A 14,331-nucleotide genomic window follows, 5' to 3' on the forward strand; every position below is an offset into this window, starting at 1 on the left:
CCTACCTCAGAACTAGCGCTGGAACTCCACGCGGCGGTTCTCCGCCCAGCCTTCCTCGGTGGACGCGTTGGACACCGGGCGGGTCTCGCCGTAGCCCACCGTGGACAGCCGGTTGGACGGCACGCCCAGGTCCACCAGGTAACGCTTGACCGCGGCGGCGCGGCGGTTGGACAGCTGGAGGTTGTACTCTTCCGTGCCGCGCTCGTCGGCGTGGCCGCCCAGGGTGATCTTCCCCTGGCTCGCCTTGATGCAGGCCGCCAGGTCGCTCAGGCGCGACTGCGCGCTGGAGTCCAGGGTGGACTCATTGAAGCCGAAGCGCACCGGCGAGTAGTCGCAGCGCGAGCTGGTGTTCGCCGCCACGCAGCGGCCGGACTCGCACTCCTGGCCCTCGGCGCAGTCGGTGCTGGCGGAGCAGGTGTCCTTGGGGGCCTGGCAGCGGCCGGCCTGGCACTTGCCGCCGTTGCAGGAAGAGTCGTCCTTGCACTGGGCCTCGGCGCACTTGCCGGCCTCGCAGATGCGGCCGGAGCCACAGGCCGCGTCCGTGGTGCACTCAGGGGGCTTGGGGGCGCACTTGTTGGCCTGGCAGGTGAAACCCTCACGGCAGTTGGCGTCCGTGGCGCACTCCTGGCACTGGCCCTGGACGCAGACTTCGCCCTTCTCCTTGCAGTTATCGTCGTTGTTGCACTTGGGGTAGGTGGGCGGGCACCCGGTCATCACGGCCACGGCGAGGGCCAACCCGGCCCAAAGCGAAATCCGACGCATCATTCCTCCGACAGCAACCACGGGAAAAAGGGGACCCACGCGCGCGCGGGCCAAGGCTGTCGCGTGTAGTCGGACCCGCCGGGGAGAGTCAAAAGATTTGTCTTTTCCCTGCCCTTGGGGATGGCACGAGACCCTTGATGCCCCGATTATTTCCGTGAGAGTGTGAGCGGTTTGCCCATGCCCGCCGCCGTCCTCATCGTCGATGACGAAAAGAACATCCTCCTGACCCTCAGCCAGTCGTTGCAGCTGGCGGGCTACCGCACGGAGCTGGCCAGCAGCGGCCAGGTGGCCCTGGACGTGGTGAGCGCACGCCCGGTGGATGCGGTCTTGATGGACGTGAAGATGCCGGACATGGACGGACTGACGGTGCTGGCCCGGCTCACGGAGCTCAAGCCGGACCTGCCGGTCATCATGATGTCGGGCCACGGCACCATCGACACGGCGGTGAAGGCGACGCAGCTGGGCGCGCGCGACTTCCTGGAGAAGCCCCTGGCGCGCGACCGGCTGCTGGTGGCGCTGCGCAACGCGCTCAAGCACCAGGCGGCGATGGAGGAGTTGCAGGAGTTGCGCGCGCAGCTGGGCCGCTTCGACATGGTGGGCGGAGGGCCCGCCATGCAGCGCATCTTCTCCCTCATCCAGCGCGCGGCGCCCAGCGAGGGCCGCGTGCTCATCACCGGGGAGAACGGCACCGGCAAGGAGCTCATCGCCCGCGCGCTGCACCAGCACTCCCGGCGCAAGGGCGGGCCGTTCGTGAAGCTCAACTGCGCCGCGGTGCCGCACGACCTCATCGAGAGCGAGCTGTTCGGCCATGAGAAGGGCGCGTTCACCGGCGCGGTGAGCGTGCGGCGCGGCAAGTTCGAGCTGGCGCACGAGGGCACGCTCTTCCTGGATGAGATCGGCGACATGCCGGCCGCGATGCAGTCGAAGCTCCTGCGCGTGCTCCAGGAGGGAGAGCTGGAGCGCGTGGGCGGCGCGGAGACGCTCAAGGTGGACGTGCGCGTCATCGCGGCGACGAACAAGAACCTGGAGAAGGAGATCGCCGCCGGGCGCTTCCGCGAGGACCTCTACTACCGCATCAACGTGGTGCAGATTCACTCCCCGCCGCTGCGCGAGCGCCGGGAGGACCTGCCGGACCTCATCGACACGTTCCTGCGCGAGGCGTGCGCGAAGAACGGGCGGCGGCCGCTGGCGCTGTCCCCGGACGCGCTCGCGGTGATGAGCGCGTATGACTACCCGGGCAACGTGCGCGAGCTGCGCAACCTGGTGGAGCGGCTGGCCATCCTCTGCGAAGGCCCGGTCGTGTCGCGCACGGACGCGCTGGAGCTGCTGCCCAGGGGCCGGCCGCTGCCCCCCATGCCCGAGCCCACCGTCGGCGGGGACGCGGCGTCGCTCCAAGCGCCGGCGGCGGCCCTGCCCGCGGCGTCCGAGCCCGCCGCCCCATCAGGCCCGGGCGGCTGGCGGCCCCGCGTGGACCAGACCTTCCGCGAGCAGGTGGAGGACGCGGAGCGGGAGATCATCCAGCGGGTGCTCGCCCACACGCATGACAACGTGACGGAGGCGGCGCGGATCCTCGATCTGGAGCGGGGGCACTTCTACAAGAAGATGAAGGCCCTGGGCCTGCGCCGGGGACAATCCGAGGCGTGAGGCGCCCGCCCGGCCGCGTGCTTCCAGGCGCGTTGACGGCCCCGGAAGGGGTCTGGTCTATTGCCGCCACGGGTGCCGAGGGGCGCCCGCCACCCGGAAAGACGACGTCACCCTCGCTTCACCCGCTGTCGACAGACTCCCGATGAAGTCCTTCCACGGTCCCCCAACGGGTGAGGGCCAGCACCGGAGGATTCGTCATGGGAACCGGCAGCACCCGCCCCACCTCGCTGCATGATTACAAGGTCCGAGCGTCGCTCCTGCTCAAGGACCTGGGCTCGCCCGAAACCGCCCGCGCCACGCGCGCCGCGGAGCGGATGCGCGCCCTGCCCTTCTTCGCCAGCCTGTCCCTGGGCGAGGTGCTCGCGCGCCGGGACACCGTGAAGCACAAACATGGGCTCACCGTCATCGCCCGGGAGGCGGGCCACCCCACCTGGACGGAGCTGAAACACGCGCTGGAGGACAGCGACGCACCCCTGCCCGGCCTGGACACCCGCGCCTTCTTCCAGCAGAGCCGGGGCGTCTTCCTCAACCGGTGGTTCTCCACCTACGCGGAGGCCGCGCTGTCCTTGAAGGCACACGGGGGCTTCCTCTTCCCCTTCCGCCACCAGTGCTTCATCTGCGAGGCCGACTTCCTCCAGGCGCTGGGCATCGACGCGCAGGACGCGGACTGGGACCGGCTGGGGCGCGACTGGGTGCGCCCCCTCGACCGCGCCGCGAAGGAGCGGCTGGAGACGAAGCTCGTCTCGCTCGGCTACGGAGGCGCCCATGTCCAGCGGTGACGACTCGCGGGCGTCTCGCGCCGAACGCAAGCGCGCCTACAAGGAGGCGGAGGTGCCCATGGGCATCTACGCCATCCGCAACCGCGCCAACGGCAAGGTGTTCGTGGGCCACAGCCTCAACCTGCCCGCTGTGTTCAACCGCGCTCGCTTCGAGTTCGCCCAGCGCATGCACCGCATCCCGGAACTCCAGGCGGACTGGGAGCACTTCGGCGAGGCGGCCTTCTCCTTCGAGGTGCTGGACACGCTCCCGCCCCGCGAGGAGTCCGGGGGGCCCCCACCCCTGGAGGAGCTGAAGGTGCTGGAGGAGATGTGGCTGGAGCGCCTGAAGCCCTACGGTGACGCCGGCTACAACCCACCTCCCAGGTCGTGAGCCCCGGGCCCGTGACGGGAGGACTCCCGTCACACCGCCGGGCCGGGTGCCCTGACTCGCCGGGACGTGCGAGGATGGGCGCCTCTCATGAGCACGAGCGCGGCCCCCATCCTCGGCATCGACTTCGGGACCACCAACACCGCGGCGGCGTACTTCGACAAGGCGGGCAAGCTGCGCGTGGTGCCCATCGCGGAGAAGAGCCTCACCCTGCCCTCCATCGCGTGGTTCCACGCGGGGGACAAGGCCATCGTCGGCCCCGCGGCGCGGCGGCAGATCATCGACGACCCGCGACACACCGTCTTCGGCGCCAAGCGCTTCCTGGGCCGCCGCTTCCAGTCCGAGTACGTGGCCCGCCACCGGGGCCGCTTCGCCTTCGAGCTGGTGGAGGGCCCGGACGGCTACACCGCCGTGGAGGTGTACGGCAAGGTGACGCCGCTCATCGACGTGGCCCACTTCATCCTCAAGCACCTGAACACGCTGGCCACGCACGCGGCGGGGATGAAGTTCGAGGAGTGCGTCCTCACCGTGCCCGCGCACGCCAACATCCGCCAGCGCGAGGCCATCCGCCGCGCGGCGGAGAAGGCCGGCCTGCGCGTGCGCGCCATCGTCAACGAGCCCACCGCCGCGGCGCTCTACTACGCCAACCTGCGCAACCCCGAGCAGACGGTGATGGTGTTCGACCTGGGCGGCGGCACCTTCGACGTCACCCTCATGTCGGTGCGCAACCGCGTGGTGAAGGTGCTGGCCACCGGCGGCGACGCGTTCCTCGGCGGCGCGAACTTCGACGAGGCCATCGTCGAAGCGCTGGTGGACGACTTCCAGAAGCAACACGGCGTCGACCTGCGGGACAACAAGGTCGTGATGCAGCGGCTCGTCTTCGCCGCCGAGTCCGCGAAGATGGCGCTGAGCAGCCACCCGTCCGTCCCCCTGCGCATCCCGTGCATCACGCAGAAGAACGGCGCCTTCGTGGACTTCAACGTCACGCTCACCCGCGAGCGGATGGAGGCCATGGTGTTCCAGCTCATCGAACGCACCGCCGCCGCGTGCGACGACGTGCTGGAGAAGGCGGGCCTGAAGCCGGACGCCATCGACGAGCTGGTGCTGGTGGGCGGCCAGACGCGCATGCCCGCCATCCGCAAGCGCCTGTCCCACTTCAAGAAGCTGTCGTCCGACAAGGAGGTGCACCCGGAGCTGGGCGTGGCCGTGGGCGCGGCCATCCTGGGGCGCAACCTGGCGCGCGGCATCAGCGGCCTGTCGGACGTGGTGCCCATGCCCATTGGCGCCATGGTGCCCGGCGGAGGCCAGCACGAGGTGCTCCCCGCCAACACCCCCGTGCCCGGGGTGCGCAGCGTGGACCTGGAGCTGCCGCCCTGGCCCGGCCCCGTGCCCATCGCCCTCTTCGAGGCCCTGGACCGCACCACCGTGGAGCGCGAGCTGCTGGGCACGGTGCGCATCGAGCCGGACTGGCGCGTGGCCCACCCGGGCCCCACCACGCTGGAGCTGCGCATGGGGCCGGACTTCGCCCTCACCGCCAGCCTCGTCGCCCCGGGCGGACAGCGCCAGCCCCTCACCATCAGCGACCCGAACGCGCCCCAACCCGCCTGAGGCCTCAGCCCCGAGCGTGGGCCGTCACGGTGCCCTTCAGCTCCTCCAGCAGCCGCCGGCTCTCCTCCAGCGCCTGCTGGCAGTGGGCGACCAGCGGCTCCAGCCCTTCCAACACCCGGGCATCCGCGCGCTGCTCGATGTCCCAGCAGAGCGACTCCAGGGTGGCCGCCCCGAAGTAGGCCGCGTTGGACTTGAGGGTGTGGGCCGCGCGGGCCAGGTTCTCCAGCTCCCCGCGCGCGAGCGCCCCCCGCGCGTCGTCCATCAGCCGGGGCATGCTGTCCAGCGCGGTGTCGATGAGCTCCGGGAGCATCCGCTCCACCTGCCCGTCCAGCGACTGCCACAGCCGCTCCAGCGCGCCGGAGTCCAGCCCCCGGATGCGCGGGGCGCCCACGCGGGGAGCCTCCAGGGCGCGTGCGACGGGGGCGGCACCGGGCTCGCGCGGCAGACGCTCCCAGGCGCGGCGCAACGCGGAGATGAGCTCCTCCACGCGGATGGGCTTGCTGAGGAAGTCGTCCATGCCCGCGTCCAGGCACTCGCGCCGGTCCGCCGTCATCGCGTTGGCCGTCATCGCGATGACCCACGGCTGCTCGCGGACGGGCACGTCCTTGCGCAGCTGGCGCGTCGTCTCCAGGCCGTCCATCTCCGGCATCTGGACGTCCATCAGCACGACGTCGTAGCGCGTGCGCGCCATGAGGTGCAGGCCCTCGCGGCCGTTGCTCGCGGTCTCCGCCGGGTAGCCCAGCCGGTCCAGCACCAGCAGCGCCAGCTTCTGGTTGGTGGGGTTGTCCTCCACCAGCAGGATGCGCAGCGGCATCTGTTCGCCGGGGCGCGAGTTGAACACGGAGCGCTCGCGCGTGGCGGGCGCGGGCACCGTTGGCAGGGGCCGGGCGGAGATGAGGTCCTGCGCCAGGCACGTCATCAACGCGTCGTGGAGCTGCGACGCCTTCACCGGCCGAGGCAGCACCGACGTGAACAGGCCGGGCGGCTGCGCGTCGCGCTGATCATACGAAGTGAGCAGCAAGAGGGGCAGCTCGCGCGCGTCGCGCTGCTGACGGATGTGCGCCGCCAGCGACGGGCCGTCCATCAGCGGCATGCGGTGGTCCAGGATGGCCAGGTCGAACCGGGCCCCCGACTCCAGGCGGGACAGCGCCTCCGCGCCGGACCCCACCTCCACGATGGCCATGCCCCACGCGGCCAGCTGCCGGCCCAGCAGCTTGCGGTTGATGGCGTTGTCGTCCACCACCAGCACGCGCCGGCCCTGGAGCTTCAGCGCGTCCGGGCGGAGGGCGTCCGCGCTGCGCGGGGCCTCGCGCGCCTGGAAGGTGAAGTGGAACGTGGCGCCCCGGCCCGGCACGCCCTCGCTCTCCATCCACAACCGCCCGCCCATCGCCTCCACCAGCCGCTTGCTGATGGCGAGCCCCAGGCCGGTGCCCCCGTAGCGGCGCGACACGGACTCATCCAACTGGTTGAAGGGCTGGAACAGGCCGCCGCGCGCGGCCTCGGTGATGCCCAGGCCGGTGTCCTGGACCGCGAAGTGCAGCTCGAACAAGCCGCCCGGCGCGAGCGGCTGACGGGGCGTGTCCACGGAGATGGACACCCCGCCGCGCTCCGTGAACTTCACCGCGTTGCCCACCAGGTTGAGCAGCACCTGCCGCAGGCGCGCGCCGTCGCCCACCACGCTGACGGGCGTCTCGTCGGTGACGTGGTAGCCCAGGTCCAGGGACTTCTCGCTCGCGCGCATCGCGAGCAGGTCCAACACGGACTCCACGCACTGGCGCAGGTTGAAGGGCTGCTGCTCCAGTTCGACCCGGCCGGCTTCGATCTTGGAGAAGTCCAGCATGTCGTTGAGCAGCCCCAGCAGCGCGTCCCCGCTCTGGCGGATGGTGGACGCGAAGTCGCGCTGCTCGGGCGTCAGCGCCGTGTCCATCAACAGCCCCGCCATGCCGATGATGGCGTTCATCGGCGTGCGGATCTCATGGCTCACGGTGGCCAGGAACAGGCTCTTGGCCTGGTTGGCGTCCTCGGCGGACTGGCGCGCGCGCTGGAGGTCGGTGACGTCGTGGTAGATGGCGATGAAGCCCAGCGACTGGCCCGCCACCGTCACCGGCAGGGCGCGCAGCTCCACGTCCACCACCGTGCCGTCCTTGCGCACGCGCTTGGTGACGACGTGCACGCGGTCCTTGCGCAGCACCTCGCGCGACGTCTCCTCGGCCTCTGGACGGATGTCGTCCACGTTGGCCACCAGCTTGAGGATGTTCTTCCCCAGGGACTCCTGCGGCGTGTAGCCGAAGAGCCGCTCCGCCGCGGGATTCCAGGTGAGGACCTCGAAGTCGCGGCTGATGGTGACGATGGCCACCGGGCTGTGGCGCACCACCGCCTCGAAGAACTCCTTCTGCTGCCGGAGGCTGGACTCGGCCTCCAGCGCGGCGTCCAGGCCCCGGAGCAGCAACATCCAGCCGCCGTCCTGCGGCAGCGCCAGCACCCGCACCGGGTACCCCAGGCCGGCGCGCCACTCCGTCTCCGGCGGAGCGCCTCCCTCGGAGGAGACCTGGGGGGGCGTCCAGCCTGGCAGCACACCCGCCGCGGACTGCCCGACCAGCGCGTCACGGGGACCCAGCAGCGCCTCCGCGGCGCGGTTCACGGCCACGACCCGCAGGGTCGCGTCGAGCACGAGCACACCGTCTCGCGTGTGCTCGAACAAGGCCGGATACGCGCTGGGTGGCAGTTCGGGCAACCTTCCCCCTCCGTTCAAGAACTGTAGGTCAGTCGAGGCGCCAGTTCCATGTCATCCATGGAAAACCATGGAGGTGGGTAGGCGCCAGTCCCTTCCCGTCCTTCCAGTGGCCCGCGGGAGTCTAGGGCGCTTCCGAAGACGCTCCCAGGAAGTGTTTGGGGGCGCCAGTCGCAGTTTCGTGGCGGGCGTCCGGGAGGGCCGCTCCAGACCCGGCCGGCGCCAGTGCCGCCGAGCGGGCCCCCTGCGCCCTCCGCGTGACGCGGTGGGGCTCCTCGGGAGCCCCCTGCTGGAGGCTGTAGCACCGTATTTCAAGTCTTCAGATGAAAACAAGGACTCGCCTCGGAGCTGACTTGGAGGGGTGCCGGGCATGTTTCATGGCCCGGGAGGAGGATGAAACACCGGAGGCCCCTGGTGCGATGGGGCAGGGATTGGCGGAACACGCATCCCGCGACGGTGAATCCACCGTGTCCGGGCCCCGCGTGATGTTTCAGCGCGACCAGGACGGCGGCGCGCCGCTCCCGAGCCCCCCACCCCCTCGGCCCAGCGACACGGCGGGCCGCGGGTGTCCCGTTCCACGCGGGCGCGCCATGACAGGATGCGCCGCGACGCGGGTCTTCACGAAGGACATGGATCATGGCGGAACGAAGCGCGGTGGGCTGGACGCTGGTGAGGGTGGTCTTCGGGATGACGCTGGCCCTGGGCCATGGCCTGGGCAAGGTGACGGGAGACCTGTCCGGCTTCGCGGAAGGCGTGGCGAAGCTGGGCTTTCCCGCGCCCCTCTTCTTCGCGTGGTGCGCGGCGCTCGCGGAGTTCCTGGGCGGGCTGCTGGTGGCGCTGGGCCTCTTCACCCGCCCCGCGGCGATGTTCGCCGGGTTCACCATGCTGGTGGCGCTCTTCCGCCACCGCGTGGATCCGTTCGCCAAGGCGGAGATGGCCCTGCTCTACCTGACGGTGATGATCGCGGCGCTCATCATCGGAGGGGGCCGCTTCAGCCTGGACGCGCGCCTGTTCCGCAAGAAGGCCTGAGTCAGGCCGCCACGCGGGCCACGCACTCGGGCCCGTCGTTGGCGGGCGAGTTCACGACCCGCGCGACCTCATAGGCCTCCAACGGAGCCTCCGGCGCGGGGACGAGCAGCGGCAGGAGCACGGAGGCCTCCTGCGGCTCCGGGCGCAGCCACACGGCCTGGGCTTCCGGCGACAGGATGACGGGCATCCGGTCGTGGATGGGCGCCATCAACGCGTTCGGCCCGGTGGTGATGAGGGTGCAGGTGCGCAGCACCTCGCCGGTGTCCGGCGCCGTCCACTCCTCCCAGAGGCCCGCCAGCGCCAGCGGCTTCCCGTCGCGGCGGTGGAAGAGGTACGGCGTCTTGGGCTTCGTGGACTGCTTCCATTCATACCAGCCGTCCACCACCACCAGGCACCGCCTGCGCTTCAGCGCCGAGCGGAAGCTGGGCTTCTCCGCCACCGTCTCCGCGCGCGCGTTGATCAGCTTGTTGCCAATGGACGCGTCCTTCGCCCACGAGGGGATGAGCCCCCAGCGGAACACGTCCAGCAGTCGCGCGCCGTCGTTGGGCACCACGGGCAGCAGCTGCGTGGGACAGAGGTTGAAGCGCTCGCGCTCCAGCGTCGCGCGCGCGCCCGCGAGCTCCAGCTCGGCGACGAGCTGCGCGGGGGAGGTCCGGACGGTGACTCGGCCACACATGGGAAGGGAGCGTAGCGCCCGGCGCCCGGTCTCGCACGCGCCCCGTGCCCGTCCGGTGGGGAACCGGACGACGCGTTACGTGGGCAGCTGGATGCCCGACAGGCGCTGGAACAGCTCCACCGCGCGGCTGTCGGACAGCCCGGAGATGTAGTCCGTCACGCACAGGAGGCGTTGATAGGGCGTGAGCCGGAGGATGGCCTCGTCCCGCCGAGGGGGCTTGCGCGCCGCCGCGTCCGCCGCCGCGAACTCCGGACGCTGGAAACACTCCAGGGGCAGCAGCTGCCGCAGCTTCTTCTCCTCGCGGTTGGGCGCCTCCGCCACGACCGCGAAGGCGAACATGTCCAGCAGGCCCCCCAGCGTCTTGAAGCCCGCGCTCTCAATCTGGAGCACGCGCTCGCTCTCGTAGCCGTGCTCGCGGGTGAAGTCGGTGATCTCCTCCAAGGGCGTGCGCACGTCGGCCCGCAGGGCGGTGAGCGGCGTCTCCGTCCGCCCCGCCTCCAGGTCGCGCGCGTGCTCCAGGAAGGCCTCCACGCACTTCGGGATGAGCTTCCCGATGGCCCGCGCCCGCGCCTGCGCCATGCGCGTCTCCAGGTGCCGGGGCGGCGCACGGCCTCCGGACTCCGGCAGCACGGACTCCAGCAGCTCACAGGCCCGCGCCATGGGCACGAGCCCCAGCTTCGCGGAGTCCTCCAGGTCGATGACCGCGTAGCAGATGTCATCCGCCGCCTCGACGAGGAAGGCCAGCGGGTGGCGGCTGAACACCCCGGGCTCGCGCTCCCGCAGGCCCGTGGCGCGGTAGGCCTCCAGCGCCAGGTCCAGGTCGTCCTGGAAGTAACCGAACTTCTTCTCCGACACGACGCCCTTCGCCTTCGGGCGCGAGCCGGGGAGCACCGACGGGCGCGGGTACTTGCTCATCGCGCCCAGCGTCGCGGCGGTGTAGCGCAGGCCGCCCCGGCGCTCGCGCGACTGGAGGCGGTTCAGGATGCGGAAGCCCTGCGCGTTGCCCTCGAAGTCGCGCAGGTCGCACCACTCGGCCTCCGTCGCGAAGGGGCTCTTGCGCCCCTCCCCCGGCGGCGACAGCCGCTGCGCCACCCAGTGCTGGATGGCCGCCTCCCCCGAGTGACCGAAGGGCGGATTGCCGATGTCGTGCGCCAGGCACGCCGCCGCCACGACGGTCCCCAGGTCCGCGGGGTCCAGCGCCACGCCCTGCGCCTTCAAGCCCAGGCCGGCCTGATGTCCCAGGGAGCGGCCCACGCAGGACGCCTCGATGCTGTGCGTGAGCCGCGTGCGCGTGTAGTCGCTCGTCGACAGCGGAAACACCTGCGTCTTGTCGTGCAGGCAGCGGAACTCGCTGGAGAAGACGATGCGATCATAGTCCCGGTAGTAGTCGCTGCGCTCATCCAGCTGCCGGTGCGCGGCCTCCTGCTCCTCGTGCGGCGCGGCGCGCGGCTCGGAGCCGATGCGGGCGTCCGACAGGAGCCGCCGCCAGCGGTCCGTCCGTTCCAGGCTTTCACTGCGGCTCACGCGGGGGACCTCACTGTGCGAGGGGAGCCCCGGCATCGTGCCCCCCCGCACCGCCTGCGCAAGTTCCCTCGCCATCCGGAACCCGACGCGCTCCAGCCCCCCGGTCCGTTCAGGGTTGGCGGGGCCCGGGGCGCTTCCCAACATCCCCCCTCAAGCCACGGTGCCGTCCGCAGGAGCTCACGGGCACGGCCCACACGAAGGGGACAGCGACATGGGGTGGAGGGGACGGATGGGGCTGGGGGGACTGGTCGCGCTGATGGCGGCAATCTCCCCCCAGGTGGCGAACGCGGACTCGGACTCGGACGCGCAGGTGGATCCGGAGGAGCGGCCCGGAGTCCATCTGCTCGACAGCTCCCAGGGCCGGCACCACGGCCGCCATCACGCGGAGGCGGGCACGGGCGGCTCCGGCGCGGAGGAAGCCTGGCCCAAGCTGGGCGGCCACTGGGGAATCGTGGTGCCCATCGTGAGCTTCACCGACGAGGACACCACGGTCATCTTCGCGGACTTCATCCAGGTGGGCATCGCGCCCGGCGTGACGGTGAAGCTCAACAAGAAGTGGTCCATCGACTTCGAGTTCATCGGGTTCACGCGCTGGCGGTTCTCGGATGACGGGACGCCCGCGAGCGCCAGCACCAGCATCGTGGTGGATCCGGGCGTCGTGTATGACTTTGGCGAGTTCTCCGGCGGCCTGCGCACCGCCGTGCAGGTGGGCTCCGGCGTGCCGTTCAACCTGGGCCTGGTGCCCATCATCAACAAGGGCTTCCCCATCCAGGACGGCCTGAAGTGGTTCGTGGAGTTGGACCTGCCCTTCTTCATCACCGGCAGGCCGGGCCACGGCGGCGTCAGCTTCTCGCCGCAGGTGCAGACGGGCATCGCGTTCTGACGCGGCGGCGCCGGGGACCGGGACCGCGCCCCCGGCCCCCGCCAGAAGCCCTACTGGAACATCCGCCAGCCCGTCTCCTTCACGATGCCCGTCGGCACCACGACGGGCGAGTCCCACGAGATGAGGTATTCGGTATCCAGCAGGCCGAGCTTCCGGCCGTGGACCGTCGGGTTGCGCGCGCCCACCATCGTGAGCACCTCGCGCAGCACGCCTTCATGGTAGGGCGCCGGCATGAAGTCGCGCCGCATGACGAACAGCGCGTCCACCTCCCCCTTCCACTCCACGGACCGGTCCCCGTAGCTCACCGCCATCTGGTAGCCGGACGGCAGGTTGGTCACGAGCTTGCGCGGGTCGCCCGCCGCCAGCAGCAGGAAGGTGCGCCCCACCGCGGACTCCAGGAAGCTGCGCGTGGCCTGCATCCCCATCTGCCGCAGCGCTTCGTCGTCTCCCCCCCACCGTGGCGCGAGCACGCGCGACGCCGCCTGGGCCAGCTTGAGGAAGCTGGCCACCGGGTAGTTGAAGAAGCCCACGAAGCGGCGCTCCTCCGTGGCGGCGCGGCACGCCGCCACCGCGTCCTCGCCCACCCCGGTGCGCACCGACTCCAGCACCCCGAGGAAGAACATGCCTCGGGCGGTGTCCAGCTCCGTCGCAGCCATGCGCCGCACCGCCCAGTCCGCTTCCACCGAGCCCGCCTCCTTCGACGGCTTCCCCTGTGCCTGCATGCCTACCTCCGTGACCGCATGGGCCCACACGCCCGGTTTGCATGAAGCCAACCCACCGCGACCTCTTCAGGGATGCACGGGCACCGCCCCCGCTGGCCCGCGCACGTCGGGGAAGAGGACGGTGAAGCGCGAGCCATGGCCGAAGTCGCTCTCCGCCTGGATGCGGGCACCATGCCCCTGCACCAGGCTCTTCACGATGGCGAGCCCCAGGCCGGTCCCGCGCAGCTTGGTGGTGAACATGGGCTCGAAGATGCGCTCCAGCAGCGGCGCGGGGATGCCCGGCCCGTCGTCCGTCACCCGCAGGCTCCAGCCGCCGTCCCGCCCGGCGTCCGCGTGCACGCGGACCTCGCCGGTGCGCTCCGGGGGAATGGCCTCCACCGCGTTCTGGATGAGGTTGACGAGCACCTGCCGGAACTGTTCGCGATCCAGGTGCGGCACCGGCAGCGCCTCCGGCACCTCGATGCTCACGTGCACCCCCTCGCGCACGGGCACCACGCTGAGGGCCTCCTCCACCAGCGGCTTGAGCGGACACGGCATGCGGCGCGGCGGCCGGCCCTTCGCGTAGTCCAGCAGGTCGGAGATGATGACCGAGCACGCCTGCAGCTCCCGGTCGATGATGTCCAGGAAGCGAGGGATGCGCGGGTCGGTGGAGGCATCCTGGAGCTTGCGCATGCGGCGCAGGACGAACGCGTGCGCGGTGCGCGCGGCCGCCAGCGGGTTGCGCAGCTCGTGGCTCACGCTGGCCGTCAGCTGCCCCAGCGACGCCAGGCGCTCCAGCCGCTCCACGTGGTCGCGGAAGGCGTGCACCTCGCGCACGGCGGCGTCCAGCTGCCCCGCCCGCAGCGCCAGCTCCTGTTCGCTCGCCTCCTCCGCCAGGGCCTGCCGGCAGGCCCGCTCCCCCACCTCGCGCAGCGCGTCCCGGCACGCGACCAGGAGCACCGCGTCGATGACCGCCACCCAGAAGGCGTGCTCCAGGAAGCGCCACCACTCCGGGTGGAGCTGGCCGTAGATGGACTCCGGCCACAGCGCGCCCCGCAGGCAGTGGTCCACGACGATGGCCAGCGTCGCGGTGAGCAGCACCTTCGGGTCCCGGTAGAACGACAGCACCGCCAGCGAACCGAAGATGTGGAAGTGCGTCTCGATGCGCCCCCCCGTCAGGTGGATGAGCAGCGCGGACCAGAGCATCTGACTCACCGCCACCACGTGGCGCGTGCTCTCCTCCCCGGGGCGCATGCGCGTGAGCATCACCGGGAACACGCTCAGCGCCGCCCCCAGCAACACCGCGCTCTGCACGTGCAGGTGCAGCGCGCGCACCTTGCCCTCCCACCCATAGGGAGAGATGAACACCGCCACCAGCACCGCGGCCCCCCACTGCCCCAACATCAGCCAGGTGAACAGCGCGTCCACGCGCCGGCGGGAGTCTCGCATCTGCAATGACAGCAACGCCGCGGCCCGCCCCTCCAGACGCTGACAGACACTCACCGGAGCACGAATGGAAAAGGCTGACATGGACGAAGCCATCTCTTCACCCGACCGGAAAGGTGGCGGAAGCGATTAACCCTGTAAATTATGAACTACATGGAATTCACGGAGCCAACCATGCTGC

12 protein-coding genes are annotated in these 14,331 nt (G+C 70.9%); 6 read left to right on the plus strand and 6 right to left on the minus strand.

Annotated features, from left to right (window positions below; translation table 11 throughout):
• Positions 1–12: 12 nt before the first annotated feature.
• Entirely contained in the window at positions 13–762 is a 750-nt protein-coding gene (locus tag GTY96_RS21955; RefSeq protein WP_143907101.1) for an OmpA family protein, read from the minus strand.
• 177 nt (positions 763–939) lie between these two features.
• Between GTY96_RS21955 and GTY96_RS21960 the strand changes: the two genes are divergently transcribed.
• The 4 genes from GTY96_RS21960 (at position 940) to GTY96_RS21970 (ending at position 5,160) form a co-directional block, all read left to right on the plus strand.
• A complete protein-coding gene (locus GTY96_RS21960) occupies positions 940–2,406 on the plus strand; it encodes a sigma-54-dependent transcriptional regulator (RefSeq protein WP_143907047.1) in 1,467 nt (488 codons plus the stop codon).
• A 197-nt stretch (positions 2,407–2,603) separates the two neighbouring features.
• Positions 2,604–3,185: a hypothetical protein gene (locus GTY96_RS37250; RefSeq protein ID WP_201756298.1), complete on the plus strand. Its 582-nt coding sequence runs from the start codon at positions 2,604–2,606 to the stop codon at positions 3,183–3,185.
• Positions 3,172–3,555: a GIY-YIG nuclease family protein gene (locus GTY96_RS37255; protein ID WP_186002119.1), complete on the plus strand. Its 384-nt coding sequence runs from the start codon at positions 3,172–3,174 to the stop codon at positions 3,553–3,555. Before GTY96_RS37250 ends, GTY96_RS37255 begins: the two co-directional genes overlap by 14 nt.
• Positions 3,556–3,642: 87 nt before the next feature.
• On the plus strand, positions 3,643–5,160 hold the full coding sequence (locus GTY96_RS21970; protein WP_143907045.1) for an Hsp70 family protein: 1,518 nt from the start codon (positions 3,643–3,645) through the stop codon (positions 5,158–5,160).
• A 4-nt stretch (positions 5,161–5,164) separates the two neighbouring features.
• Here the strand turns inward: GTY96_RS21970 and GTY96_RS21975 are convergent, their stop codons facing one another.
• The gene (locus GTY96_RS21975; RefSeq protein ID WP_143907043.1) at positions 5,165–7,894 is read right to left on the minus strand and encodes a PAS domain-containing hybrid sensor histidine kinase/response regulator; all 2,730 of its coding nucleotides are present in this window, start codon (positions 7,892–7,894) and stop codon (positions 5,165–5,167) included.
• A 633-nt stretch (positions 7,895–8,527) separates the two neighbouring features.
• Here GTY96_RS21975 and GTY96_RS21980 point away from each other — a divergent pair.
• Positions 8,528–8,920: a DoxX family protein gene (locus GTY96_RS21980; protein WP_161665690.1), complete on the plus strand. Its 393-nt coding sequence runs from the start codon at positions 8,528–8,530 to the stop codon at positions 8,918–8,920.
• Position 8,921: 1 nt separating this feature from the next.
• Here GTY96_RS21980 and GTY96_RS21985 read toward each other — a convergent pair whose 3' ends face one another.
• Both GTY96_RS21985 and dgt read right to left on the minus strand, forming a co-directional pair.
• Positions 8,922–9,596 (minus strand): SOS response-associated peptidase, encoded by a 675-nt coding sequence (locus GTY96_RS21985; RefSeq protein WP_143907039.1) that lies wholly within the window; start codon positions 9,594–9,596, stop codon positions 8,922–8,924.
• 75 nt (positions 9,597–9,671) lie between these two features.
• The gene (dgt, locus tag GTY96_RS21990; RefSeq protein ID WP_255442815.1) at positions 9,672–11,120 is read right to left on the minus strand and encodes a dGTP triphosphohydrolase; all 1,449 of its coding nucleotides are present in this window, start codon (positions 11,118–11,120) and stop codon (positions 9,672–9,674) included.
• A 229-nt stretch (positions 11,121–11,349) separates the two neighbouring features.
• On the opposite strand from dgt, the gene GTY96_RS21995 reads away from it, so the two are divergent.
• Positions 11,350–12,003, plus strand: a complete 654-nt coding sequence (locus GTY96_RS21995; RefSeq protein WP_143907037.1) for a hypothetical protein — start codon at positions 11,350–11,352, stop codon at positions 12,001–12,003.
• Between the two features lie 50 nt (positions 12,004–12,053).
• On the opposite strand, the gene GTY96_RS22000 is transcribed toward GTY96_RS21995, so the two are convergent.
• Entirely contained in the window at positions 12,054–12,725 is a 672-nt protein-coding gene (locus GTY96_RS22000) for a DUF2378 family protein (protein ID WP_143907035.1), read from the minus strand.
• 66 nt (positions 12,726–12,791) lie between these two features.
• Positions 12,792–14,234 (minus strand): sensor histidine kinase, encoded by a 1,443-nt coding sequence (locus GTY96_RS22005; protein ID WP_161665691.1) that lies wholly within the window; start codon positions 14,232–14,234, stop codon positions 12,792–12,794.
• Positions 14,235–14,331: the final 97 nt, after the last annotated feature.

Origin of the sequence: Corallococcus silvisoli (genome assembly GCF_009909145.1) — a bacterium.
Taxonomy (GTDB): Bacteria; Myxococcota; Myxococcia; order Myxococcales; family Myxococcaceae; genus Corallococcus; species Corallococcus silvisoli.

Coding starts and splice junctions, on each gene's coding strand:
- GTY96_RS21955 (WP_143907101.1), bottom strand. CDS start 762: ATGCGTCGGATTTCGCTTTGGGCCGGGTTGGCCCTCGCCGTGGCCGTG.
- GTY96_RS21960 (WP_143907047.1), top strand. CDS start 940: ATGCCCGCCGCCGTCCTCATCGTCGATGACGAAAAGAACATCCTCCTG.
- GTY96_RS37250 (WP_201756298.1), top strand. CDS start 2,604: ATGGGAACCGGCAGCACCCGCCCCACCTCGCTGCATGATTACAAGGTC.
- GTY96_RS37255 (WP_186002119.1), top strand. CDS start 3,172: ATGTCCAGCGGTGACGACTCGCGGGCGTCTCGCGCCGAACGCAAGCGC.
- GTY96_RS21970 (WP_143907045.1), top strand. CDS start 3,643: ATGAGCACGAGCGCGGCCCCCATCCTCGGCATCGACTTCGGGACCACC.
- GTY96_RS21980 (WP_161665690.1), top strand. CDS start 8,528: ATGGCGGAACGAAGCGCGGTGGGCTGGACGCTGGTGAGGGTGGTCTTC.
- GTY96_RS21985 (WP_143907039.1), bottom strand. CDS start 9,596: ATGTGTGGCCGAGTCACCGTCCGGACCTCCCCCGCGCAGCTCGTCGCC.
- GTY96_RS21995 (WP_143907037.1), top strand. CDS start 11,350: ATGGGGCTGGGGGGACTGGTCGCGCTGATGGCGGCAATCTCCCCCCAG.
- GTY96_RS22000 (WP_143907035.1), bottom strand. CDS start 12,725: ATGCAGGCACAGGGGAAGCCGTCGAAGGAGGCGGGCTCGGTGGAAGCG.
- GTY96_RS22005 (WP_161665691.1), bottom strand. CDS start 14,234: ATGTCAGCCTTTTCCATTCGTGCTCCGGTGAGTGTCTGTCAGCGTCTG.